The following is a 23,965-nucleotide window of genomic DNA, read 5'->3' on the forward strand; positions in this document are numbered from 1 at the left end:
TCACGCCTCCTTATTTAGAAATCTTTTCTGTTTCGAGTACTTCTTCAACACTTACATAATACCCGTCATCATATTCAAATGAACGATAAATCAATGTTCCGATAACACCGATTCCACCGAGAAACGCCATCCAGATCCAGTCAAATACAAAACCGAATCCGAGAACGAAGAAGAACGATCCCATAATGAACGGTACACCAGAGTTGCTAGGCATATGAATCTTTTTAATATCTTTAGCAGTAAGCTTCTCAACTTTGCCTGCTTGCTTCTGTCTCCAGAAATGGTCAAGACCAGTAACCTCTGGAATTTTAGCAAAGTTATAAAATGGCGGCATTGCTGAAGGAGTAGACCATTCAAGCGTACGGCCACCCCATGCGTCACCAGTTGTTTCACGCTTCGCGAAACGGAAGCTGTAGTACATGTTGTAAACAAGAACTAAGAACGCGATACCCATCATGAATCCGCCGAGTGTAGAAACCATGTTCAATGGGCCCCAGCCAGACTCTTCGCTGTATGTGTACACACGTCTAGGCATACCATCAAGACCTAGGAAGTATTGAGGCATGAAACATACGTTAAATCCGATTGTGAACAGCCAGAATACCCATTTACCGATACGTTCGTTCAGCTTGTAGCCAAACATCTTAGGGTACCAGTAGATTAGACCTGCAAAACAGCCAAACACTGTACCTGCGATCAGCACATAGTGGAAGTGAGATACCAGGAAGTATGTGTTGTGGTACTGATAGTCAGCAGCTGCCATTGCAAGCATGACACCTGTAACCCCGCCGACTACGAAGTTCACAATAAAGCCTAGTGACCAGAGCATCGGTGTTGTAAACTGAATCTTACCTCTGTACATCGTGAACAGCCAGTTAAAGATCTTAACCCCCGTCGGAATACCGATCGCCATTGTTGTAATGGAGAATACTGAGTTAACGGCTGCTCCTGAGCCCATCGTAAAGAAGTGGTGGACCCATACCAAGAAACTGTATCCAGCGATAAGAAGCATAGACCAGATCATGGCCTTATAACCAAACAACGTTTTTTTAGAGAACGTAGAAATAATTTCTGAGAAAATACCGAATGCCGGCAAGATTACGATATATACCTCTGGGTGACCCCATAACCAGAAGAGGTTTGCCCAAAGCATATCCATCCCTTCCCCTTGAAGAGTAAAGAAATGACTTCCGAATAAACGGTCAAATGACATAAGTGCTAGTGCTACTGTTAAAATTGGGAAAGCAAAAATGATAATAACCATTGTTACAAGCGATGACCAAGTGAACATCGGCATACGGAATAATGTCATTCCCGGTGCACGCATCTTAAGAATCGTAACAAGGAAGTTAATACCGGTTAATAATGTACCGATACCCGCAATCTGCAGACCCCATAAGTAGTAGTTCTGCCCTGGTCCCGGACTGAGTTCGTTACTTGCAAGCGGCATGTAACTCGTCCAGCCTGCTGATGGTGATCCACCGATAACAAATGAAATGTTAAACAGCATAGCACCGATAAAGAACGTCCAGAAACTTACGGCGTTTAAATATGGATAAGCTACATCACGAGCTCCAATCTGCAACGGTACAACTACGTTTATAATACCTATTAAGAACGGCATCGCCATGAAGATGATCATGATTGTACCGTGAGTTGTAAAAATTTCGTTATAGTGCTGCGAATCGAGGAACTTCGCCTCAGGAACAGCGAGCTGAGTACGCATTAAGAGCGCATCGACACCACCGCGGAAAAGCATTAGAACGGCAGAAACAATATACATGATACCGAGTTTTTTATGGTCAACGGTTGTTAGCCATTCTGTCCATAGCCATTTCCACTTTTTATATCTAGTCAAGTAAAACAGGATCCCCACCATTGTTAAGACAATGGAAACGTCAGCCCCATAGATCATCGGGTCGCCTGTTACGAAAAATTCATCCCATTTCATATTAAGTTGCCTCCTCTGTTAATGGGCATGTGAATCCCCATGAGACTCTGATTCTTCTTGTTCTTCTTGTTTCTTTTTCTTTTCTTCTTCACGTTTTTCTTTTGCTGCTTTAGAGTGAGGAATTAACGGCTCATAGCCTAATCGCTCACGAGCTTTAATTGCATAATCAGCTTCATCAACATGGTTAACAAAACCTAAGTGAGTAGAAGAAAACGTCATTTCTTTAACGTGGCCAGGAAGCATCAGCTTGTCGTATTGCTCCTTTGTCAGTTCAGGAGCTTCAGCATTCGTTTCGCTCGCCCACTTTTCAAACTCTTCATCAGACATAGCCATTACATCAAACGTATGATCTGTAAAACCTTCTCCTGTAAAGTTGGAGTTGCGCCCTTCATACGTTCCTTGCTCATCAGCTTGCAAGTAAAGCTCAGTCTCCATGCCAGCCATCGCATATTTTTGGCCGCCTAGTTGAGGAACCCAAAATGATGCCATAGAATCGGCTGAAGTCAATTTAAATAGAATAGGCCGATCTTCAGGGATATGAAGATAGTTTACTGTTTCAATGTCTTGCTCAGGGTATGTGAAAACCCATTTCCAATCCACAGATGTTGCATGAATAACCAATGGTTTTTGATCTTTCGTCTCTTCAGGAGGTCCTTCTAGAGAGTAGATCGTTTTAACCGTTGGAACAGCCAATGCAATGGTAATAATAATAGGAATGATCCACCAAATCGTTTCAAGCAAATGACTTCCTTCATTATCAGGATCATAGCCCTTATGATTTTTGCGGTCACGATATTTATAAACAATAAAAGCTGTAAGTGCATATACAACCAGCAGGATAAATAACATAAACCAGATCGAATACATAATAAGATCCTTCTGCTGTTCACCAACAGGTCCTTTAGGATCTAAAACTACCATATCGCTGCAGCCGCTTAGCATAAACACGGCCATCAATAACCCGAATGTTAAAAACGGCTTTAACCGTTGCATCACCAGGTCCACCTTCCTTTCTCTATTTAAAAGCATTCATTTTGCCTTATATACATCGAACCACAAGTGATTATAGTACATTGTGAAAAAAATCACAATGGATATCAAAGGCAAAACCAAATGACAAAAAACCTTTGCCTTCATAGTATCAGAATCCCTTGAAATGTGGCTTATCCGTAATTAAATGTCACGAGAACTTCAAATAAAGCTCACAACTTTATCACACTTTTGACATACAATGTTCACGAATTTGGAAGAGCCTTCATCTGCTGGTAATGGGATGTCCCTCTTTTAGAAAGTTCAGTTTTTAATTTTTACCCTAATTGGAAAGGCTTCACACCTTTTTAGCGAATATTTACAAACAAAATAAAGCGCAGGATCTTGTTATCCTGCGCTTTATTTATTGTATTTTATCTGATGATCCTATTCAAATTTGTCTGCAGCCCATTCACAGGCAGCTGGTTCCCTAATCTTACAGAGGTAATTGAACAAATGGGAATTAGAATGGGTATAGCGAGCTGCAGAATAATCGTTCCGCAATTAACTTTTATGATTCTTCCGATTTCGATAAAATTACCGTCTGTAGTAATGGTAACTTCCTTCCCTATACAGCCTTTCAACTCATCTCTAAGTGCTTCAGTGCAAATATCATTTACACATTCACAGTGACAATCTAATTTACAATCCCCTGTTTGGTTCGTCATACTGCAAAGAGTATTGGAGTTATTAAACTGAATCACACTCGAAATTGCGCATAAAGAAAAGATAAACGGAGTTCCTGTTAGACTGTCTCTTAAAACAATAAAACCGCAGCTTACCTTCAATAATGTCCCATTAAAAGGGCCATCTGGAGTTGTGATCCCAATTTCCTTTCCAATACAATCTTGCAGTGCTTTTCTTAGTTCTATTATACACTCATTCTCTGTGCACTTGCACTTGCAAATCAAGCATGTTTCATCCTGCTTTCTCACGAATTCACACGCAGTTGATTGAGAAGAATTAAATGCATCGTCGCATGCGAAGCTAATAATATCGCATATTTTTATTAATAACGGACCTGTAATCTGCTGAGTTTCACTCTCAACAATAATTGTTCCGCAATCCACTTTAACTAATCTTCCTACAATAAAGCGCACATTTGGGATACTGGCTCTAGAAAGTAATGTAATTCTTCTTCCCGCAATCTTTCTTAATTGCTCTCTCAGCTCCCTCGTACAGATACTTTCGCCGCACTGGCATTTATCACATTTTAATTTATTTTGGTTTAGCCTTAGATGTCCACAACTCAACATGAGTTCCTCCACTCAAATTTTAAACTTTATGTATTCTATGCAAGTACTAGGACAACCGTTCAGGCTAACAAAAAACGACCCTGCCCGAAGGCAAGGTCATCTCACTTAATTTCTTATGCACTTACTTCAACTTGATTTTCACTGTCATTGTAAGCATCCGTATCTAATTGTTTCTGAACTTTACTTGTTAATAGTCCCGAAGTCATCGCGCCACTGACATTCACCGCTGTACGGCCCATGTCGATCAATGGTTCTACAGAAATTAATAGGCCTGCAAGAGCAATCGGAAGATCCATCGCAGACAATACGAGAATCGCTGCAAATGTCGCTCCGCCACCTACACCTGCTACACCAAAAGAGCTAAGCGCTACAACTACAACGAGCGTCAACAAGAACGATGGTGAAAGAGGATCAATTCCAACAGTCGGAGCGATCATAACAGCAAGCATCGCTGGATAGATTCCGGCACATCCATTCTGGCCGATCGAAAGTCCGAAAGAACCCGAAAAGTTCGCAATTCCATCAGGTACACCCATGCTCTTTTGTGTACGGATGTTTAATGGAAGCGCACCAGCACTCGTGCGTGATGTAAAGGCAAAAGATAGTACCGGGAATGATTTTTTCATATATGTGATTGGGTTCAGCCCAGCAAACGTCAGCAGCAATAGGTGAATTCCAAACATGATCAAAAGTGCTACATAAGAAGCAATGACGAACTTACCAAGCTTCGCAATCGCACCCATATCACTAAGTGCGACAGTCTTTGTCATTAAAGCAAGTACTCCGTATGGTGTTAAACGAAGAATTAATGTAACAACACGCATGATAACCGAGTAAAAAGCATCCACAATCTTCGCAAACAGCTCAGCATGTTCTTCTTGCTTGCGCTTCACACCCAGATAAGCAATCCCAAGGAAGGCTGCAAAAATAACAACTGCAATCGTTGAAGTTGGTCTAGCACCTGTAAAATCTAAAAACGGATTAGCTGGCAGCAATGATAGAATCTGCTGCGGCAATGTTAAGTCTTTCACTTCTGCAAAAGTACCTTCCATCTGCTCACCGCGCGCAGTTTCTGCGTCACCCTGTTCGATTTGAACAGCTTCAAGATCGAAAGCAACAGACGTTCCAATCCCAACAACTGCTGCTATTGCAGTTGTTCCTACTAAAATCCCGATAATTAATCCGCTTAATTTCCCGATGTTTCCTTTAAGGTTTAATCGAGTAAACGCGGAAAGAATAGAAATGAACACAAGCGGCATAACGATCATTTTTAAGAATGTTACATAACCGCCGCCAACTAGATTGAACCAATCCGTGGATTTTGCTGCAACTTCAGAATCAGCACCATAGCCGTACTGAAGAACAAGACCGAAGAGTATCCCTAATCCAAGACCTGTGAATACACGTTTAGAAAAAGAAACGTGCTTCTTTTGCATATAAAACAAAACACCTAAAAGTATAAGCATAATAGCAATATTCGATAAAACTAAGTAAGTAGTCACCTACAAGTCCCCCCTTTAGTTAACTAAAATAAATTAATACAATAAAACCTATCTGTCAAGTAGGGATTACTGAGGGAATGATTTTAGCAGCCACCTCCATTTTTACACAACATAAAAAGACAAGCCTTTCCCAATAGAAAGAACGTGCCTTTAGTGTGATTGTGTCTTCGTTATTTTGGGAGTTTATTTAGTTGTGTTTTCAGATATATTCTTTTGTGAAATAAATTATGCTTGTTTTTGTAGTAAATTCATATGAGCAGGTGCTAAAATTTGGATATAGAAAAGGGGGGCAAGATATGAAAAAAGTATTACTGTTTGTATATGATTCTTTCGCTGAATTTGAAATTTCAATTTTAATCACGTGTTTAAATGGTTCTGATTATGAATTAGTTACATGTTCGCCGTATTCCTCCGGCAGAACAGTCACATCAGCCGGCAAATTGAAGGTCATGCCTGATATCACTGCTAATGAAGTTGATCCGGATGATTACTTTGCACTTATCATTCCGGGCGGAAATCCTTTGATAGAGGACACTGGTGTAACAAACATGATTCGCACATTTTTCGATAAACATAAACTGATTGGAGCGATATGCGGAGGACCAGCATTGCTTGGAGCTGCCGGTATTCTGAACCACGTTAAATATACCGCTTCCCTCACTCAAAATGACACACAGTACCTGCCCGTTATGAACTGGGACAACAAAGAAGAACAACATCTTGTTGCAGATCAAAACGTCGTTACAGCAACAGGTTCAAACTACATTATTTTCGCTGAAGAAGTATTGCGGCAGCTGAAAATTGTACCTGCAGATGAAAAAAATCCTTTGCAATACTTTAAAGAACCTTCTATGTCATAATTATTTGTTAGAGATCAACTCTTTAATTTCTTTTAAAACGGGCATGGTTTCCATGTCCTCTTCACTTACCTCTTCCCAGACAATCCCTGTCGGTTTTGGATAAGGCGCTTTTGTTTCGATCAATCCTTTTTCAGTAGCAATCCAATCCACCGTTAAGTCAAACACATCAACAGGGATATTATCATTAACCAGCTGAGCACTTTGAATGGAGGTAATCACAGGTACTTCTTTATTTCCAAGCTCGCGAATAATCGCATATTCCCTGTCTGCATAACCTTCGCCTTTTCCAAGTCTTCTGCCGTCACGGTGAATGGCCACCGATCCCACTACAATCAAGTCGATTGAAGGCATCAGTGATAAAGGGAGCACTTTCCCATAGTTCATAATGCTTGAAAGGCTTGCCGCTTTTCTTTCCTCACCTTTTGGAACACACTCCGGCTTTACTTGAATAAAACCATCCTTAAGCCTTGGCGTCGGCACGAGCAGCACTTTTCCATCTTTTAAAATTTGAGTTCTAAGCGGCAGCTGAGGCGAATCAGGATTCACTTTGATTACTTTAGCCTCTTTGTACTCCGGCATTTCAATTATGTATTTTGCAGCAGCCTCTGCTCCTTTAAAATTCGGAATCCGATTTGTTAAAGGAAAAGGAAATCTCCCCAGCTTTTCTTCAGTAAGCTTGTTCCAAACTTTATGTCTAATTTCATCCTTTTGGTTCATCATTGCATCTCCTTTCTTTCTTTTAGGATAAAAGTCACCAATGAAAAAGAGGACTATTATCCTGTTTAGCGTAATAAATTGGGTGGGGGAAAGAAATTAATGTAGAAATGGGGGAATTTTTTATATGACGCTATACGGAACACTTGTCTTGATTCATATTATTGCAGCTATTGTAGGTCTAGGCGCAAGCTTTGCGATGCCAGTCGTTACGAAATTTGCAAAAACGGCCAGCCAGGCACGGTTTGCACTTGAGCTGAACACAAAGATAGAAACTTTGCCGAAGATTGGAAGCTTAACACTTCTTGCAACAGGACTTTTATTAGGTTATTTAAATTCTGCACTTTTTAGTGAAGTTTGGTACATCTCATCGCTGGTTATTTATGTTCTGGCTCAGATTCTTGTTATCGGTATCATTCCTAAGAAACAAAAACAAATGAGCGAAATTCTTGCGTCACATGAAGGAGATGAACTGCCCGATACTTATCGGACCGTTGATAAACAGCTTGACCCTTATGTATATCTTTTACACGCTTTAGCTGTAGTACTAATCATATTAATGGTCGTAAAACCTTTTTAGGTGTTCATAAACTCTCCCTCTCTTGGACACAATACGGTGTAAAGAGACGAGGAGTGAAAAAACACATGGCACGCGGAAAAGAATTCGAACATAAGAAAAAGGGCCACCCAGGTCGCTTTCCAGATAACACACTGCAAAACAGACTCGTTCAAAAAAGTGACGAGACTGATTCAGCAAACTTGGCTACAAAAGAAGCTTTTAAAAATCGTACTGGAGAACAAGAATAATAAATGATCAGCACTCATGGAATTTTTCTCCTTGGGTGCTTTTTCATTGTCACGATTCGTCATACACCTATTGAGTTCCTTCCCCATTCAATACTATAATCAAGAGGGTACAAATTACTGACAGAAAAGGTGTTATATAGATGAGTATTTTAACAGTACAAGGATTGAGCCATGGTTTCGGCGACCGTGCCATTTTTAACGATGTTTCTTTCCGTCTTCTAAAAGGAGAACACATCGGTCTAATCGGTGCAAATGGTGAAGGTAAATCTACCTTTATGAATATTATCACTGGCAAATTAAAGCCAGATGAAGGAAAAGTGGAATGGGCGAAAAAAGTACGCGTTGGTTATCTGGATCAGCATACTGTCCTTCAAAAAGGAATGACGATTCGCGACGTGCTGAAGAGTGCGTTTCAATATCTGCTCGACATGGAAACAGAAATGAATAGCATGTACGAAAAAATGGGTGAGGCTACACCTGAAGAACTGGAGAAATTACTTGAAGATGTAGGTGTAATCCAGGATACGCTAACGAATAATGACTTTTATGTAATCGATGCAAAAGTCGAAGAAATTGCACGAGGTCTTGGACTTGATGATATCGGTCTTGACCGTGATGTTCATGACTTGAGCGGCGGACAGCGTACTAAAGTATTGCTGGCAAAACTTTTACTAGAAAAGCCAGAAATTCTATTGCTGGATGAGCCGACAAACTACCTGGACGAACAGCATATCGAGTGGCTGAAGCGCTACTTACAGGAGTACGAAAACGCCTTTATCCTGATTTCGCATGACATCCCATTCTTAAACAGTGTTATCAACTTGATTTATCACATGGAAAATCAAGAACTGAACCGCTATGTCGGGGACTACGATCACTTCAAATCGGTTCATGAGATGAAAAAATCCCAGCTGGAGGCAGCATTTAAACGCCAGCAGCAGGAGATTGCCGGTCTAAAAGATTTCGTTGCCCGCAACAAAGCGCGTGTTTCTACTCGAAACATGGCGATGTCCCGTCAAAAGAAACTAGATAAGATGGATGTCATTGAGCTGGCGAAAGAAAAACCAAAGCCAGAGTTTAACTTTAAAGAAGCACGCACACCGAGCAAGCTGATCTTTGAAACGAAAGATCTCGTGATCGGATATGATGAGCCATTATCAAGACCGCTGAACCTGCGTATGGAACGCGGACAAAAAATTGCATTAGTCGGTGCAAATGGTATCGGTAAAACAACCTTGCTCCGCAGTATTTTAGGTGAAATCAAGCCTGTTTCTGGCTCGGTTGAACGCGGTGAAAATCTTGAAATAGGCTACTTCGAACAAGAAGTAAAATCTGCAAACTACAACACATGTATCGAAGAGATCTGGAACGAGTTCCCTGGCTTTTCTCACCATGAAGTTCGTGCAGCTTTGGCGAAATGCGGATTAACAACAAAACATATCGAGAGTAAAGTGGAAGTTCTTAGCGGGGGCGAAAAAGCAAAAGTTCGCTTATGTAAACTGATCAACCATGAAAATAACGTATTAGTACTCGATGAGCCTACAAACCACTTGGATGTTGAGGCAAAAGACGAGTTGATGCGTGCGCTGAGAGCCTTTAAAGGAAGCGTCCTCTTGATCTCCCATGAACCAGAATTTTATAAAGAAGTAGCAAATGAAGTCTGGAATTGCGAAAGCTGGACGACGAAGGTGTTTTAACTTGTATGCCCTCACTTTTAAAGTGAGGGCTTTTATTTAGGAAGAAAATATAATTAAGTCTAAATTTCAATAATAAAGTCTAAATAAGAGTTAATTAGGTCTAAATTATGAAAATTAAGTCTTTTCTAAGGTCAATTAAGTCTATTTTTAAAAATATAGGTCTCTCGACAAAAATTGACATAATGCTTCTTTCACTTCTCAACAAAAAACACCTCCTGCCAGCCGCAAGAGGTGTTTCTCAATTAATTCTCCAGTTCTTCCACAAGCAGCGATAGCTCTTCCCAGCGTTCCATCGTCGCTTCGAGCTCTGTCTCTACTTTTTTCTGTTCCGCATACAGCTCGCTGATTCGTCCAAAATCGCTGCCAGCTGCAACGATTTCAGCTTCGATCTGCTCTTTCTTCTCTTCAAGCCCCATAATGCGGTCTTCGATCGTGTCCCATTCTTGCTGCTCTTTATAAGATAGCTTTTTCCGCTTTTCTTTTCGCGGCTGGCTGCCGCCATCAGCCGCCTCCGCCGCGACAGCCTCAGCTTTCTTCTTAACAGAAGCCGTAAGCTCATCACGCTCTTTTTTCTCCTCCATATAATCGGAGTAACTGCCCTGGAACCTGATGACCCTGCCCTCACCTTCAAATGCAAGCAGATGATCCACTACACGATCTAAGAAATAACGATCATGTGAAACCGTTAATACGACACCTGGGAAGTTTTCCAGATACTCTTCTAAAATACCGAGAGTTTGAATATCCAGGTCATTCGTCGGCTCATCCAAAAACAGAACATTCGGCTCTTCCATGAGCACCTTCAGCATATAAAGTCTGCGCTTCTCCCCGCCTGAAAGTTTGCGAATATACGTATATTGCATATAACGCGGAAAGAGGAATCGTTCCAGCATCTGTTCAGCTGTAATCGTCTGACCATCAACTGTAGTGATCACTTGTGCCGTATCTTTTATATAATCGACCAAACGAAGGTTGCCATCGAGCTCATCATGATCCTGTGTATAATAGCCGATTTTAACGGTTTCACCAACTTCGACAGAACCAGAGTCAGGCTCCATTCGGCCTGCTAACATGTTCAATAAAGTTGTTTTTCCGCTGCCGTTTGGCCCGATAATTCCAAGACGTTCACCAGGAACGATCAAATAATCCAATCCATCAACCAGCTTCTTGCCATCAAGACTTTTCGACAGACTTTCTACCTCAATTACTTTTTTGCCAAGACGCTGTGATCCGATTGCAAATTCAACAGAACCTTTTGCAGCAGGACCTGTTTCCTCCTGCAGACTCTCTACCCTCTGAATACGGGCTTTTTGCTTCGTCGTACGGGCCTTTGCACCACGGCGCAGCCATGCCAATTCGCGTCTTAGCGTGTTTTGACGCTTATCTTCATTCTGCAGTGCGAGCTCTTCACGCTCTGCCTTTTTCTCTAAATACGTTTCGTAATTTCCTTCATAAACATAGAGTTTTCCGTTATCTAGTTCAAAAATATGATTGGTCACACGGTTTAGGAAATATCGGTCATGGGTAACCATTAAAAGTGAGCCTTTGTACCCAGCGAGAAATGTTTCTAGCCATTCAACCGTTTCATTATCAAGATGGTTTGTCGGCTCATCCAGAATCAGAAGGTCAGCTGGCTGAATTAAAGCTTTAGCAATTGCTACACGCTTTTTCTGTCCGCCGCTTAAGAATTTCACTTGTCTTGAAAAATCGCGCAGACCGAGCTTTGTAAGAACTGTCTTTGCGACAGTGTTCGCTTCCCAAGCTTCTTGCTCATCCATTTTTTGCTGACAATTCATTAACCGCTGAAGCTTTTTCTCATTTGCAGGATCTGCTTCAAGATCCAGCAGAGCTTGCTCATAGTCACGCATCGTACGCATGATGGTGGAATCGCCATAATAGATCTGCTCCAAAACGGAAAGTTCTTCGTCCAGTTCAGGCTCTTGGGCTACGTATTCAATCTGAAACTGGTTTGCGTGAGTGATGCTGCCCTGTTCAGCGGGGTCCAATCCTGATATAGCTTTTAACAAAGAAGACTTTCCCGTGCCGTTTGGACCGATCAACCCGATTCTTTGTTTTTCGCTGATTGAAAAAGAGATTTTATCAAAGAGAGTTTTCTCTCCATAAGTTTTATATAAATTTTCTACTAGTAAAATACTCAAAATGAAATCATTCCTTAAGCTGAAATTCTTAATTTCTATTGTAGCTTAAAGGCGCTAGAATAGCATCTTTCGGTTATCATTTGGGTTTTTTCTCAATCTTTGTTATAGTGATAAACATGTTCTGAAAAGGAGTGGGCACGTTTTTTGCTCAAAACGGATGCCGCTATTTTCGATTTTTTTCGGCTTGGCTTTTATCTTGTTGTTGATGCCGGGTAACATTTTTTCCGGCAATGTTTGTTATGCGTTTTTCTACCGCGCTTTTGACTTCAAGTTTTTTTGTCACTCCTCGCAAACTCTTTTTGCAAATAAAAAGCTCTAGTTTTATACAACCTGTCAATTTTTTCATAAACTTGTTATCCGTTGAGCAAACTAACGTGACCCATTTCATGAAAAAAGAAAAGGAGAGATTTTTTTACATGCAAATTGAAGTAATTATTTCTTTAATTATTTACATGATTGGTATGCTGTACATTGGTTACTGGGCATACAAGAAAACATCCGATCTATCTGACTACATGCTTGGTGGACGCGGACTCGGTCCTGGAGTAACAGCATTATCTGCTGGTGCATCCGATATGAGCGGATGGATGCTCATGGGACTTCCTGGTGCTATGTTCGCAGATGGGTTAAGCAGTATTTGGATTGCAGTCGGTTTAACGATCGGTGCTTATCTGAACTATATTCTTGTAGCACCGCGTTTACGTACCTACACAGAAGTAGCTGATGATTCGATTACGATTCCGGATTATCTTGAAAACCGTTTTAATGACACACAGAAAATTTTACGTATTGTATCAGGTATTGTTATTATCATCTTCTTTACTCTTTATGCTTCTGCAGGTTTAGTATCTGGAGGAAAGCTGTTTGAGAGTGCATTCGGTCTTGATTATATGACTGGTATGCTGTTAACTGTCGGAGTTGTTGTAGCTTACACATTGTTTGGCGGATTCCTCGCCGTAAGCTGGACTGACTTTGTACAAGGATGTATCATGTTTATCGCTCTTGTATTGGTGCCAATCGTTGCCTTTACTGAAGTTGGCGACACTCAAACACTGGTTGATACAGTACGTGGAGTAGATCCGCAGCTGCTCAATGTTACAAAAGGTCTTTCATTTATTGGTCTATTGTCAATGTTAGCTTGGGGATTAGGTTATTTCGGACAGCCACACATCATTGTCCGTTTTATGGCCATCACTTCTATTAAAGAAATTAAAGCAGCACGCCGAATAGGTATGGGATGGATGATCGTCTCGATTATCGGTGCATTGCTTACAGGATTTATTGGTATCGCTTGGTTCGAACAGCAAAACCGAAACCTTGCAGATCCAGAAACAGTATTTATTCAATTCGCGAATTTATTATTCCACCCGTTCATTACAGGGTTCTTATTAGCCGCTATTCTAGCAGCTATCATGAGTACAATCTCATCACAGCTGCTCGTAACATCATCAGCTGTAACAGAAGACTTTTACAAACAGTTCTTAAAGAAGAATGCTTCTGATAAAGAGCTTGTATTAATCGGAAGACTTGCTGTATTAACGGTTGCTGTTATCGCAGTATTGTTATCACTTAATCCGAGTGAAACGATTCTAAGCCTTGTAGGTTATGCTTGGGCAGGTTTCGGTTCAGCATTTGGTCCATTAATCTTGTTAAGTCTTTTCTGGAAACGCATGACAAAATGGGGTGCATTAGCAGGTATCATTGTTGGTGCAATTACCGTTTTAGTATGGGTCCAATTCCCAGACTTAAAAGCTGAAGTTTATGAAATGATTCCTGGTTTCTTCTTAAGTATGCTAGCTGTAATTCTAGTCAGCTTGGTAACGAAAGATCCATCTTCAAAAGTTCAGAACCAATTCGAAGACATGGAAGAAACATTAGAAAACAAAACCACTTAATATTAATGTAAAAAAAAGCGTTCCTGGTTTTCAGGAGCGCTTTTTCTTATGGCTTTTATCAGTTTTTAAGCAATCGTTTCGTTAATTTAAGTTCTTCTATCTTTGCAGCACCAATTCCAAACATGGCAGCTCTAAGTTCAAATTCAATTCGGTCCATTTGTAAAATCAAAGCCTCAGCATCCTTCTCAACCGCCGACTGCAGCAGACTGCGGCCAAATCCAGCAAGATCAGCACCTAAGGCTAATGATTTCGCTGCATCAACACCATGTTTAAGGCCACCGCTCGCGATAACTGGTATCTTTTTGGATACTTCCCTGACACTTGCTATACTCTCAGAAGTCGGAAGACCCCAATCCAGGAATGCTTCAGCAGCTTTTTTCCGTGCATCATCCTCTGAACGATAGCTTTCTACCTGAACCCAAGATGTTCCGCCAGCTCCAGCTACATCAATAAAATGAACGCCAGCTGCAATCAGCCTTTCAGCTGTTGCTTTATCAATACCCATGCCTACTTCTTTTACACCAACTGGAACAGACAATCCCGCAATAAGCGTTTCAATTTTACATAATAAATGTGAAAAATCCGTATCACCTTCTGGCTGGAACACTTCCTGCAGCGTATTTAAGTGAAGAACGAGAGCATCTGCTTCAGCAATTTCAACCGCTCGTTTACACTCCTCCAGTCCAAACCCATAATTCAGCTGTACAGCACCGATGTTTGCAATTACAGGGATGTCAGGAGCCGATTTTCTTATTTGAAAAGTGTAAGCTAGCTCTTCCTTCTCCACTGCCGCTCTCATGGATCCCAGGCCAATCGCCCAGCCTCTCTCCTGTGCCGCAAGAGCCAAGTTCTGATTTATTTTAAGCGCCGTTTCCGTACCGCCAGTCATCGAACTGATCAAAAAGGGAGTCTTCATCGATCTTCCTAAGAAAGAAGCAGAAAGTGACACATCCTCAAAAGATATCTCGGGCAAAGCATTCGGTATAAATCGATAGTTCTCTAATCCAGTTGTAATGTTCTTCCCCTCAACGTCTTCATGAAGACTGATCCTAATATGCTCCGTTTTCCGTTTCTCTGTGAGATCTTTAGGTTGATCCATGTTTATTGCCTCCCTTCTTGCTGTTATTTCTATCTTCCCGCAAAAACCATACCATTACACTTTACATCTTCTAGAGAGCTCACGCTAGGGGGACTGACCCCCAACAATTTATTTCCCGCTCCAAAAACGAGCAAACACCCGTTAAGAATGCTCAATTTCAGACAATAAACTAATGCATATCATTTTCAGCTTTCAAAAAACACAATTTAAATAACATCCTCTATATATTTTGTGTTAAACTACCAATTAAAACAATTATTGGGGGTTATTTGTATGGAGATTCGCCTGCTCACACCAGATGATGCTGAAGCCTACTGGGAAATGCGCCTTGAGGCATTAAAAAATCATCCTGAAGCTTTTGCAACAAGCTATGAGGAAGCACTAGAGCGTAAAAATCCAATTGAACAGGTAGCCAGCAGGCTTAAAGGAGACGGTGATTTTACTTTCGGAGCATTTGATGAGAATTCCCTGATTGGTGCCGTAACTTTAGTCCAAGACAAAATCACAAAAATGAAGCACCGAGCTCACATTGTCGCCATGTACGTAAAACCCGAACACCGCCGGTCAGGAGCCGGGAAAGCTCTCGTAACAGCAGCGATCAGCCACGCAAAAGAAATCCCGGATATTATTAAAATAAATCTCACTGTTGTATCCAGCAATGAAAAAGCAAAAGGACTTTACAGCTCACTAGGCTTTACGACATATGGAAAAGAAGAAAAAGCACTTCGGGTCGATGAAACTTATTATGATGAAGAACTAATGGTCCTCTTCCTTAAATAATCTTATACGCACCAAAAAAGCCTGCAATCGATATGCAGGCTTTCTTTACTTTTTATTATCATTTGAATGATCATTATTATGTTCGAGATAGTCTTCTTCTTGATTTTTTGGCTTTTTCTTTCTAGTCTGACGCACGATTAGTATAACAATAATGATTACTAATAATAAGCTGACGTTTAAGAAGCCGCCTAAAAAACGAAAAATCTCTGCCATAAAGTTATCCATGCTGCTTCACCTCTTTTCAGCATTTTCCCCTTTATAACAATTTTTAAACCGTCTCTTCATCAAACGAGCTGATTAAAGGAAGCGAGACACTAACCTTCGTACCTTTTCCAATCTTGCTCGTATACTCCACCTTGCCGCCCATGGATTCTATGATCCTAATCGATACCATCGTTCCCAATCCAGTTCCTTGCTGCTTCGTTGAAAAAAACAGAGAGCCAATGCGGGACAGCTGTTCTTTAGTCATCCCTTTTCCTGTATCTCTCACGATAATCTTAACCTGTTCCCCGTCAGAAATAAGCTTAATGGACACACGTCCCTCTTTCGGAGTTGCCTCAACAGCATTCTTTAAGATATTGATCAGCGCCTGTTTTAGCTGGTTTCGATCTGTCGTAATCTTCTCATCCGATTCAATCAAATGCGAAAGCGAAATACCGTCTTTTAAAGCATACGGATTTAGTAAAATACTTAGTTCCGTTACTAATTCAGCTATTGAAAAAGTTTCGATCTTTTTAAACTCCGGTTTAGCGAAGTTCAGGTAATCGCTTATAATGCTTTCTGCTCTGCTTAATTCACTTAAAATCAGTGGATAGTAATGCTTATGCCGTTCATCTTCACCTTCCATCAGCTGAAGAAAACCTTTTACTACAGTCAATGGATTCCGGACTTCATGAGCAATAGAAGCCGCCAGTTCCCCAAGCGTGTGCTGTTTCTCAGAACGCCGGATCTCATCTTTCATTAAGTTTCTCTCTATTACTGCTTCATTTAAGATAGAGCCAAAAACGACGGCTAATATTTGAATAATACCAAAAACAGCTATGTATAAAAAGATATCTTGGTCTGCCTGCAAAGCTTCACCATTCATGTATAGGTAGCTTAGAAGTATTAATAACTGGACAATAGCAGGCCATAATCCGGCTACGATGGACATGTAAATTCTTTTTCGCGGAGGAAATCTCCAGAAATATTTATAAAGAATAAAAGGAACAGTACAAGCTACCGCTGCACTTATGTAACCAAGGTATAGCGTGTCTCCCCCTATCGCCGTTCTTGTCGCTAAGATGGCAGTAAGAGTAATAATCCCTGAAACAGGACCTCCATAAAAAATAGAAAGCACTAAAGGAACATACCGCAGATCCCAAATTAACCCCGAATTAAAGTAGGCAAAATACATACAAAGTGAAGCAGATGCACCATATAGAATACCTAAAAAATAAGGGGATTTTCCTATCTTTCTGCTTTCGAACAAAAAGCTATAGCTAAGTACTGGTGCAATAACAATCAATACATGCAAAAGCAGCTTTTCAATGATCATTTTCTACTCCCTGGTCAAAATGGCTTGTGTACTATAATTACGACAAAAAAAGGGAGATTCCTGCAAGAATCGCCCTGATATATGACAAAAGCATAGGTTCACTAAGACAAAAGTTGTAATTTCGATAGTACTAAGCTTCTTGTTTCAACTAACTGTTATATAAAGAATAGTAAAAACCTTTATGGTTTAACAGTTCCCCATGAGTTCCTTTTTCCAAGATGCCGCCATCATGAAGAACTAAGATCTGATCAGCTTGCTGAATCGTGTTTAATCGATGTGCGATTACAAAGCTAGTTCTGCCTTTCATCAATCTCTGCAAAGCCTCTTGAATCTTCATCTCTGTTATCGTGTCAATACTGCTTGTTGCCTCATCTAATATCAATAATGATGGGTTTGCAAGAATGGCACGCGCTATAGATAAGAGCTGTTTCTGCCCTTGGCTGATTCCGCTTCCTTCTTGATTTAAAATCGTCTTATAGCCTTTTGGAAGTTTTTGAATAAATGAATGGGCATTTGCAAGTTTTGCAGCTTCAATGACTTCTTCATCGGAAGCATCTAGCCTTCCATAACGGATGTTTTCAAAGATAGAACCTTCAAACAAAAAAGAATCTTGCAGCACAAAAGCCATATGACTTCTTAAACTGCTTCTTTTTACGTTCTTAATATCATGACCATCGATTAAGATCTGTCCATGATCAGCATCATAAAAGCGTGACAGCAGATTCACAACGGTTGTCTTCCCTGCTCCAGTAGGCCCTACTAGAGCGACCGTTTCTCCTTCTTTTACCGAAAAACTTAGACCTGATACAGTTTGATCGTCACCTTCATACGAAAAAGAAACTTCTTTGAATTCTACCTTTCCTTTAACAGATGAAAGTTCAATAGCCTCTTCTTCATCTCTTTCTTCTCTCGATTCATCTAAAATCTCAAATACTCTCTCTGCACCCGCAACAGCAGAAAGAAGTGTATTAAACTGATTGGCTAAATCATTTAGTGGTCTCGTAAATTGTCTTGAATACTCTACAAAGATTACGATTACCCCGATTGAAACTTTGCCGTTCAATGCCAGCACACCGCCAACACCCGCTATTAATGCGAAACTGCCGTTATTGAGAACGTTCATGAGCTTTGGAATAAACCCTGAGAAGGTTTGAGCCCAATAACCAGACTCCTTCAAACGTTCATTTTTCACCATGAATTCTTCAATAACTCTCTTTTCCTGAGAAAAAGATTTAACGATACGCTGGCCAGAAGTAATCTCTTCTACATACCCGTTGATTTCACCAAGGTTTCTTTGCTGTTCCTTAAACCTTGCACCTGTCCTTTTCGTGATCCATTTCAGCCCAAAGACCATAAGCGGAACGATGGAAAGAGAAATAATAGTCAGAAGCGGACTTAAATAGATCATGACAGCAATCGTACCAACAAGCGTTAATATACTTGAAAACACCTGGATAAAAGAACTGTTCAAGGTGGAACTGACATTCTCAATATCATTGGTTACACGGCTCATCAGTTCTCCGTGCTGCCTTTTATCAAAAAAGGAAATCGAAAGTCTGTGAAACTGCTTAAACAAATCTTTGCGCATGCGATACACCGTCTGCTGAGCAATACCGATCATCCAATAGTTCTGCAGCCAGATTGATAAAGACTGTCCAATAAAAACGAAGATCAGACCGATTAATAACTTCGTTAGACCTTCTGCATTTTCTTTAACGATATATGAATCGATCGCGACCCCGATTAGAAATGGGCCAAGCAAACTTAACGCGGAACTGATGATCACCATGAGCAAAACCAAGCTTAAAAGCCATTTCTGATTAGAAAAGTAGCTTCCGATACGTTTTACCGTACTCGCCCAATACTTCGGTTTTACTTTTTCTCCGAACAAATGATTATGTGGATGAGGTCTGTTTGAACCCTTTGACATACTGAAACCCCTCCTCCCCAAACTGTGATTGTACGATCTTCACATACAGCGGCGATGTTTCAAGAAGCTCGGCGTGCGTTCCCCATGCTTCTGCACGGCCATCATCTAAAAGCAAGATGTGGTCCGCTTCCATCGCTGTACTGATTTTTTGTGTAATGATAAATGTTGTGCAGGAATATTTCCTTAAAGCAGCCAGCAGCTTTGCTTCCGTTTTCAGATCCAGTGCACTCGTACTGTCATCGAGCATTAAAATTTTCGGTTTTCTGACTAATGCACGTGCTATGGACAAGCGCTGTTTTTGCCCTCCAGAAAGGTTCACGCCCCGCTGTCCAACACGCGTTTCATATTGATCCGGCAATTTTTCTACCGTCTCATGTATTTGTGCATCTTTTGCGGCCTGAACAATCTCCTCTTCTGACGCTCCTTCTTTTCCCCAGCCGATATTCTCAAGCACCGAGCCGGTAAAAAGAACGGCTTCCTGCGGAACAACCCCTATGCCGTTACGAAGTGTGTCAATTGGATACGCCTTTACGTTTGTGCCGTCGATGAGCACTTCACCATCTGCTACATCATATAATCGAGGAACGAGTTGGAACAGTGAAGTTTTGCCTGATCCTGTCGAGCCAAGGATAGCTAATGTCTCACCAGCTTTCACCGAAAAAGAAAGATCCTGTAATACGAAAGCATCGCTCTCTGGATATTTAAAAGAAACATTCTTAAACTCAACATGACCTTTTTGAAGATTGATCGATTGATCCGTATCTTCTGCTTCAATAAGATCAATTTCTGTATCAAGCACTTCTCCAATGCGCTGAGCAGATGCTTTGGCACGGGAAAATGCCATAATAATAAAAGAAATAATAGTTAGAACGGATGAGATGCGAAAAGAATAGTTCACAATTGCAACCACTTCACCCACTTCGATCGCACCAAGGTTCACTTGTCTGCTTCCGAACCAAAGAATGGCTAGAATTGCGATATTCATAACCAAAAGCAACACAGGAATAGAAACTTCAATAAGGCGGAGTGATGATACCGTCTGGACTTTCAGATCATCACTTGCTTTTTCAAATCGTGAGGATTCATGATCTCTTCGTAAAAATGCTTTGATCAGCCGCATCCCCATCAGATTTTCACGCATTACACGGTTCACACCATCAAGTCTGTCTTGCACATCACGAAACATCGTCCCAGCTGTATGAAGCACCCACCTTAAGAAAAACAGAAGAAAAGGAAGTGCTACCACCAATACCATCGCAAGTTTCCAATTGACGATGAGCGACATAATTACTCCGCCCGCCAAAAGCAATGGTGCTCGTAACATAATCCTCAAGCTCATAAAAACTGTATTCTGAAGCTGCGTGACATCATGAGTCATTCTCGTAATCAATGACGATGCCGGAAATTTATTAAAATTAACAAAAGAAAAAGCCTGAACCTTTTCAAATACACGCCGCCTGATATCGAACCCATAGCTCTGACTGACATGCGCGGAGAAAAAGGAGTTAGCGATCCCTGCAGCAAAAGCAGCAAGAGCAAGCCCGAACATGACCGCACCCCAATACTTCACAACATCAAGATCACCTTTTAAGATCCCATCATCAATGATCTTAGCCATGATTAACGGCTGCATAAGCTCTACGGCCAGTTCAGAAAGCGTCAGGAAAAGAGCAGCGGCTATAGCCACCCGATAAGTCTTTAAATAAGAAAATACTTTCCACATAGATATATCCCCCGTACTCCCTAGATGTTTAACGAACTTAACAATCTACTATTATTCTATCCTTTTTCTTGAAAATATTTAACTATTTCGACTTCTTATCCTATTTTTTTCAAAGTTTAACCTTGGTGTAATTGAATGGAAGGCAGCATGGTCAATTTCTTGTCTGGGCGGTATGTGTTTGTCGAAATTTCTATAAATAATTTTAAGTGTGGAATTATTATCTTTATCTGTGGAATTAATTCGGTTTACCGTGGAATTATTATGACTTAACCTTTAATAATTGATCAACACATATATCGTGTCAATTGTATTTAGTCTATTACTCGGTTTTTCTTTTCCAGAAAGCATTTTCATGGTTAACAGTCTTTTTCTAACAAGATTTTCATGCTTCAACCCAAGCAAAAATAAAAATCAGGAGAAAATTGATCATTCTCCTGATTTTTATACTTTTTTCAAGAAAAACTCACTAATAAAGCTTACCGAGTTTTTTCAGTATCATCTTCGTGTCCGTTCACTTCAATTTCAGCTTCTTTCGGCCACGTTTTTACATGATCAGTTTCTAAGATTCCCATCGTCACATCGCCAATATCAGAATCTTCCATGAGTGTATCACGGACGCGGAATTTGATATCATCAGCATCTGCCAATGTGAACCCTTCTTTTAGTTCAATATAGCTCTCAACATGATACCTTCTTCCTTCTTGAAGGATTCTAAGTTCTTTAATATCCACTACATCCTTATCTGACAGGATCGTTTCCGCAATTCTGTCCTCAACAACTTTTGGCGCAGCAACACCAATCAGCCCTCTTGTGTTTTCAATACCGAGTTTAAATGCAACAACCACAAGAAGAATACCGATTAGCAATGTTCCGATTCCATCCAGAATATAAGCACCCGTCAGATCTGCAAGGACAATTGAAACAAGTGCCAAAAAAGCACCTGAAGTCGCAATCAGATCTTCATAAAACACAAGACGGGTTGGCGGTGCAGCCAAGCTTACATTTTTAAAAGACTCTTTTACTATCCCAAAGCCTGTCGCATCGCTTCTTGTCTCATGCACAATCTCTTTCATCGCCTTAATTAAAATAAAACCGTCGACTAAGATGGCTAAAATCATAATTCCGATGTTCAGCAGTAAATTCGTTGATGGATGCGGGTCTTGAATGAGCTTCCACCCTTTTAAGATAGTTTCGTAGGCCATGATCGAAACAACGATGACCGCAACTAAAACAAATAAGTTCACAACCCGGCCAAAGCCCGCTGGGAATTTTTTTGTAGGCTCTTTTTCCGAAAGGGCACTCCCGAAAAAAACAAAACCCTGATTCAAAGCATCAGCTGCAGAGTGAAGTGTTGTCGCGAACATCGCTCCACTTCCACTGACTGCGGCTGCAATACCTTTAGCTATAGCGAGTACCGTGTTTCCTAATGCAGCAATTCCGGACGATTTGTTTCCTTTTTTAAGTAGTTCAATCAAAGGTCTGCCTCCACTCCTGTTAAATGTCTTTTTATAAGAATTCCTGAAAACACAAGAAATTAAACTTAAACACACAAAAAAACGGGCCGCAAAAAACACAGCCCGTCTCAAGAGTAACTATTATGAAACTTTTTCTTCTTTATTTCCTTTAGATTCCTTATATCCGCCTTCCCAATACTCAGCATTCTTAATGCCCAGCTTGGTGGAATCAAACACCGGATCAAGTCCAGCTTTCTTTTGTTCTTCATAATCTTTCAGCACTCGCAGAGCTGGCTTAGCCAAAATTAAGATGGCGATTAAGTTCAGCCAAACCATGACACCAAGACCTAGATCTCCAAGTGCCCAAGCAAGGTCAGCTGTTTTTATTGCTCCGTAATAAGTCGTTGCTAAAAGAACCAGTTTTAAAATAAACATCGGTACTTTATTATTCTTACCCCTGAACAGATAAGCAATATTCGTTTCTGCAATATAGTAATAAGCCATGATTGTTGTAAATGCAAAGAAAAATAGGGAAACGGCAACGAAACCAGAACCGAAACCAGGAAGAACAGATTCAATTGCTTCTTGTGTAAAGGCAGTCCCTGCTTCTACATCTGGCAGGTTTTCAACAATAAAGCTTCCATCTGCTTCGTTTTGAACGTTATACATTCCTGTAAAAAGAATCATAAATGCTGTAGCTGTACATACAAGCCAAGTATCGATGTAAACTGAGAATGCTTGTACTAAACCTTGTTTCGCTGGATGCGATACTTCTGCAGCAGCAGCCGGGTGAGGTCCTGTACCTTGTCCTGCTTCATTGGAATAGATCCCACGCTTAACTCCCCACATTATTGCAGAACCTACAATTCCGCCAAATGCAGAATCAAAAGAAAATGCACTTCTGAAAATAAGGGAAAGTACTTCAGGTATCTGTGGAATATGGAAAGCTACTATAATTAATGAAACTAGTACGTATCCAATCGCCATGAATGGCACAACATATTGGGCGACATTCGCAATTCGTTTTACACCGCCAAAAATAATAGCAGCCAAAATGATTACTAAGAAAATTCCAGTAACAGTAGGACTAACATTAAAAGCATTTTCTAGTCCCGCAGCAATTGAGTTAGACTGAATCCCAGGCATTAATAGTGCCATAGCTGCTAAAGCGGAAACCGCAAAAATGATGCCATACCACTTCCAGCCAATACCTTTTTCAATATAATACGCAGGACCCCCGCGATACTCGCCGTCCTGTTTTACTTTATAAACTTGAGCGAGCGCTGATTCAATAAAAGCACTGGATGCACCGATAAACGCGATCATCCACATCCAAAACACTGCACCTGGACCCCCAAAGCCGATCGCTGTTGCAGTACCAGCAATATTACCTGTCCCTACACGGCCTGATAATGCAATAGCCAGTGCTTGGAACGAAGATACCCCGGCTTTAGAGCTTTTTCCTTCTACCATTAATTTGATCATTTCTTTGAAGTGCCTTACTTGCAAAAATCTTGTTAAAATAGAAAATAATAGCCCGACACCTAAACAAAAATAAATCATCGGCTGACT

20 protein-coding genes are annotated in these 23,965 nt (G+C 40.7%); 6 read left to right on the top strand and 14 right to left on the bottom strand.

The features are described 5' to 3' along the window. Positions 1-10: 10 nt before the first annotated feature. From qoxB to UN64_RS16755, 4 genes are all read right to left on the bottom strand, one after another. Complete coding sequence (gene qoxB / locus UN64_RS16740; protein WP_077364874.1) at positions 11-1,951, bottom strand: cytochrome aa3 quinol oxidase subunit I; 1,941 nt, start codon at positions 1,949-1,951, stop codon at positions 11-13. Positions 1,952-1,969: 18 nt separating this feature from the next. After that, entirely contained in the window at positions 1,970-2,947 is a 978-nt protein-coding gene (gene qoxA, locus UN64_RS16745) for a cytochrome aa3 quinol oxidase subunit II (protein ID WP_245802064.1), read from the bottom strand. A gap of 407 nt (positions 2,948-3,354) precedes the next feature. Further along, positions 3,355-4,233 carry a hypothetical protein gene (locus tag UN64_RS16750; RefSeq protein WP_139343172.1) on the bottom strand — a complete coding sequence of 293 codons (879 nt, stop codon included), beginning with the start codon at positions 4,231-4,233 and terminating at the stop codon, positions 3,355-3,357. Between the two features lie 116 nt (positions 4,234-4,349). Next, complete coding sequence (locus tag UN64_RS16755; RefSeq protein ID WP_171978959.1) at positions 4,350-5,702, bottom strand: L-cystine transporter; 1,353 nt, start codon at positions 5,700-5,702, stop codon at positions 4,350-4,352. Between the two features lie 332 nt (positions 5,703-6,034). Between UN64_RS16755 and UN64_RS16760 the strand changes: the two genes are divergently transcribed. Continuing rightward, the gene (locus UN64_RS16760) at positions 6,035-6,598 is read left to right on the top strand and encodes a DJ-1/PfpI family protein (protein WP_171978954.1); all 564 of its coding nucleotides are present in this window, start codon (positions 6,035-6,037) and stop codon (positions 6,596-6,598) included. On the opposite strand, the gene UN64_RS16765 is transcribed toward UN64_RS16760, so the two are convergent. After that, positions 6,599-7,318, bottom strand: coding sequence for a 5-formyltetrahydrofolate cyclo-ligase (locus UN64_RS16765; RefSeq protein WP_306460385.1), 720 nt, complete (start codon positions 7,316-7,318; stop codon positions 6,599-6,601). A 121-nt stretch (positions 7,319-7,439) separates the two neighbouring features. Between UN64_RS16765 and UN64_RS16770 the strand changes: the two genes are divergently transcribed. From UN64_RS16770 to UN64_RS16775, 3 genes are all read left to right on the top strand, one after another. Further along, positions 7,440-7,892 (top strand): DUF2269 family protein, encoded by a 453-nt coding sequence (locus UN64_RS16770; protein ID WP_077364884.1) that lies wholly within the window; start codon positions 7,440-7,442, stop codon positions 7,890-7,892. 65 nt (positions 7,893-7,957) lie between these two features. After that, a complete protein-coding gene (locus tag UN64_RS21010) occupies positions 7,958-8,119 on the top strand; it encodes a hypothetical protein (RefSeq protein ID WP_165389522.1) in 162 nt (53 codons plus the stop codon). A 140-nt stretch (positions 8,120-8,259) separates the two neighbouring features. Beyond that, on the top strand, positions 8,260-9,816 hold the full coding sequence (locus UN64_RS16775; protein ID WP_077364886.1) for an ABC-F family ATP-binding cassette domain-containing protein: 1,557 nt from the start codon (positions 8,260-8,262) through the stop codon (positions 9,814-9,816). Positions 9,817-10,058: 242 nt separating this feature from the next. Here the strand turns inward: UN64_RS16775 and UN64_RS16780 are convergent, their stop codons facing one another. Together UN64_RS16780 and UN64_RS20595 are read right to left on the bottom strand one after the other, a co-directional pair. Continuing rightward, positions 10,059-11,975, bottom strand: coding sequence for an ABC-F family ATP-binding cassette domain-containing protein (locus UN64_RS16780; RefSeq protein ID WP_077364888.1), 1,917 nt, complete (start codon positions 11,973-11,975; stop codon positions 10,059-10,061). A gap of 163 nt (positions 11,976-12,138) precedes the next feature. Further along, positions 12,139-12,321, bottom strand: a complete 183-nt coding sequence (locus UN64_RS20595) for a hypothetical protein (RefSeq protein ID WP_139343174.1) — start codon at positions 12,319-12,321, stop codon at positions 12,139-12,141. 70 nt (positions 12,322-12,391) lie between these two features. On the opposite strand from UN64_RS20595, the gene putP reads away from it, so the two are divergent. Beyond that, positions 12,392-13,870 carry a sodium/proline symporter PutP gene (putP, locus tag UN64_RS16785; RefSeq protein WP_077364890.1) on the top strand — a complete coding sequence of 493 codons (1,479 nt, stop codon included), beginning with the start codon at positions 12,392-12,394 and terminating at the stop codon, positions 13,868-13,870. A gap of 58 nt (positions 13,871-13,928) precedes the next feature. On the opposite strand, the gene fni is transcribed toward putP, so the two are convergent. Next, complete coding sequence (gene fni / locus UN64_RS16790) at positions 13,929-14,969, bottom strand: type 2 isopentenyl-diphosphate Delta-isomerase (RefSeq protein ID WP_077364892.1); 1,041 nt, start codon at positions 14,967-14,969, stop codon at positions 13,929-13,931. 273 nt (positions 14,970-15,242) lie between these two features. On the opposite strand from fni, the gene UN64_RS16795 reads away from it, so the two are divergent. Beyond that, complete coding sequence (locus UN64_RS16795; protein WP_077364894.1) at positions 15,243-15,749, top strand: GNAT family N-acetyltransferase; 507 nt, start codon at positions 15,243-15,245, stop codon at positions 15,747-15,749. A 45-nt stretch (positions 15,750-15,794) separates the two neighbouring features. On the opposite strand, the gene UN64_RS16800 is transcribed toward UN64_RS16795, so the two are convergent. From UN64_RS16800 to UN64_RS16825, 6 genes are all read right to left on the bottom strand, one after another. Then, positions 15,795-15,974, bottom strand: a complete 180-nt coding sequence (locus tag UN64_RS16800) for a hypothetical protein (protein ID WP_077364896.1) — start codon at positions 15,972-15,974, stop codon at positions 15,795-15,797. Positions 15,975-16,017: 43 nt separating this feature from the next. Next, entirely contained in the window at positions 16,018-17,286 is a 1,269-nt protein-coding gene (locus UN64_RS16805) for an ATP-binding protein (RefSeq protein WP_077364898.1), read from the bottom strand. 148 nt (positions 17,287-17,434) lie between these two features. Further along, positions 17,435-19,216, bottom strand: coding sequence for an ABC transporter ATP-binding protein (locus UN64_RS16810; protein ID WP_077364900.1), 1,782 nt, complete (start codon positions 19,214-19,216; stop codon positions 17,435-17,437). Next, positions 19,182-20,939: an ABC transporter ATP-binding protein gene (locus UN64_RS16815; protein ID WP_077364902.1), complete on the bottom strand. Its 1,758-nt coding sequence runs from the start codon at positions 20,937-20,939 to the stop codon at positions 19,182-19,184. Before UN64_RS16815 ends, UN64_RS16810 begins: the two co-directional genes overlap by 35 nt. A gap of 476 nt (positions 20,940-21,415) precedes the next feature. Then, a complete protein-coding gene (locus tag UN64_RS16820; RefSeq protein WP_077364904.1) occupies positions 21,416-22,414 on the bottom strand; it encodes a cation diffusion facilitator family transporter in 999 nt (332 codons plus the stop codon). A 120-nt stretch (positions 22,415-22,534) separates the two neighbouring features. Then, a complete protein-coding gene (locus UN64_RS16825; RefSeq protein WP_245802074.1) occupies positions 22,535-23,956 on the bottom strand; it encodes an alanine/glycine:cation symporter family protein in 1,422 nt (473 codons plus the stop codon). Between the last annotated feature and the right edge of the window lie 9 nt (positions 23,957-23,965).

Origin of the sequence: Fictibacillus arsenicus, from assembly GCF_001999465.1 — a bacterium.
Classification (GTDB): domain Bacteria; phylum Bacillota; class Bacilli; order Bacillales; family Fictibacillaceae; genus Fictibacillus; species Fictibacillus arsenicus.

Excerpts from the sequence above, each read along its gene's own strand:
- fni (WP_077364892.1), bottom strand. The coding sequence starts at position 14,969 with ATGGATCAACCTAAAGATCTCACAGAGAAACGGAAAACGGAGCATATT.
- qoxB (WP_077364874.1), bottom strand. The coding sequence starts at position 1,951 with ATGAAATGGGATGAATTTTTCGTAACAGGCGACCCGATGATCTATGGG.
- UN64_RS16805 (WP_077364898.1), bottom strand. The coding sequence starts at position 17,286 with ATGATCATTGAAAAGCTGCTTTTGCATGTATTGATTGTTATTGCACCA.
- UN64_RS16815 (WP_077364902.1), bottom strand. The coding sequence starts at position 20,939 with ATGTGGAAAGTATTTTCTTATTTAAAGACTTATCGGGTGGCTATAGCC.
- UN64_RS16770 (WP_077364884.1), top strand. The coding sequence starts at position 7,440 with ATGACGCTATACGGAACACTTGTCTTGATTCATATTATTGCAGCTATT.
- UN64_RS16810 (WP_077364900.1), bottom strand. The coding sequence starts at position 19,216 with ATGTCAAAGGGTTCAAACAGACCTCATCCACATAATCATTTGTTCGGA.
- putP (WP_077364890.1), top strand. The coding sequence starts at position 12,392 with ATGCAAATTGAAGTAATTATTTCTTTAATTATTTACATGATTGGTATG.
- UN64_RS16755 (WP_171978959.1), bottom strand. The coding sequence starts at position 5,702 with ATGCTTATACTTTTAGGTGTTTTGTTTTATATGCAAAAGAAGCACGTT.
- UN64_RS16825 (WP_245802074.1), bottom strand. The coding sequence starts at position 23,956 with ATGATTTATTTTTGTTTAGGTGTCGGGCTATTATTTTCTATTTTAACA.
- UN64_RS20595 (WP_139343174.1), bottom strand. The coding sequence starts at position 12,321 with ATGAAAAAATTGACAGGTTGTATAAAACTAGAGCTTTTTATTTGCAAA.
- UN64_RS21010 (WP_165389522.1), top strand. The coding sequence starts at position 7,958 with ATGGCACGCGGAAAAGAATTCGAACATAAGAAAAAGGGCCACCCAGGT.
- UN64_RS16800 (WP_077364896.1), bottom strand. The coding sequence starts at position 15,974 with ATGGATAACTTTATGGCAGAGATTTTTCGTTTTTTAGGCGGCTTCTTA.
- UN64_RS16760 (WP_171978954.1), top strand. The coding sequence starts at position 6,035 with ATGAAAAAAGTATTACTGTTTGTATATGATTCTTTCGCTGAATTTGAA.
- UN64_RS16765 (WP_306460385.1), bottom strand. The coding sequence starts at position 7,318 with ATGATGAACCAAAAGGATGAAATTAGACATAAAGTTTGGAACAAGCTT.
- UN64_RS16775 (WP_077364886.1), top strand. The coding sequence starts at position 8,260 with ATGAGTATTTTAACAGTACAAGGATTGAGCCATGGTTTCGGCGACCGT.
- UN64_RS16795 (WP_077364894.1), top strand. The coding sequence starts at position 15,243 with ATGGAGATTCGCCTGCTCACACCAGATGATGCTGAAGCCTACTGGGAA.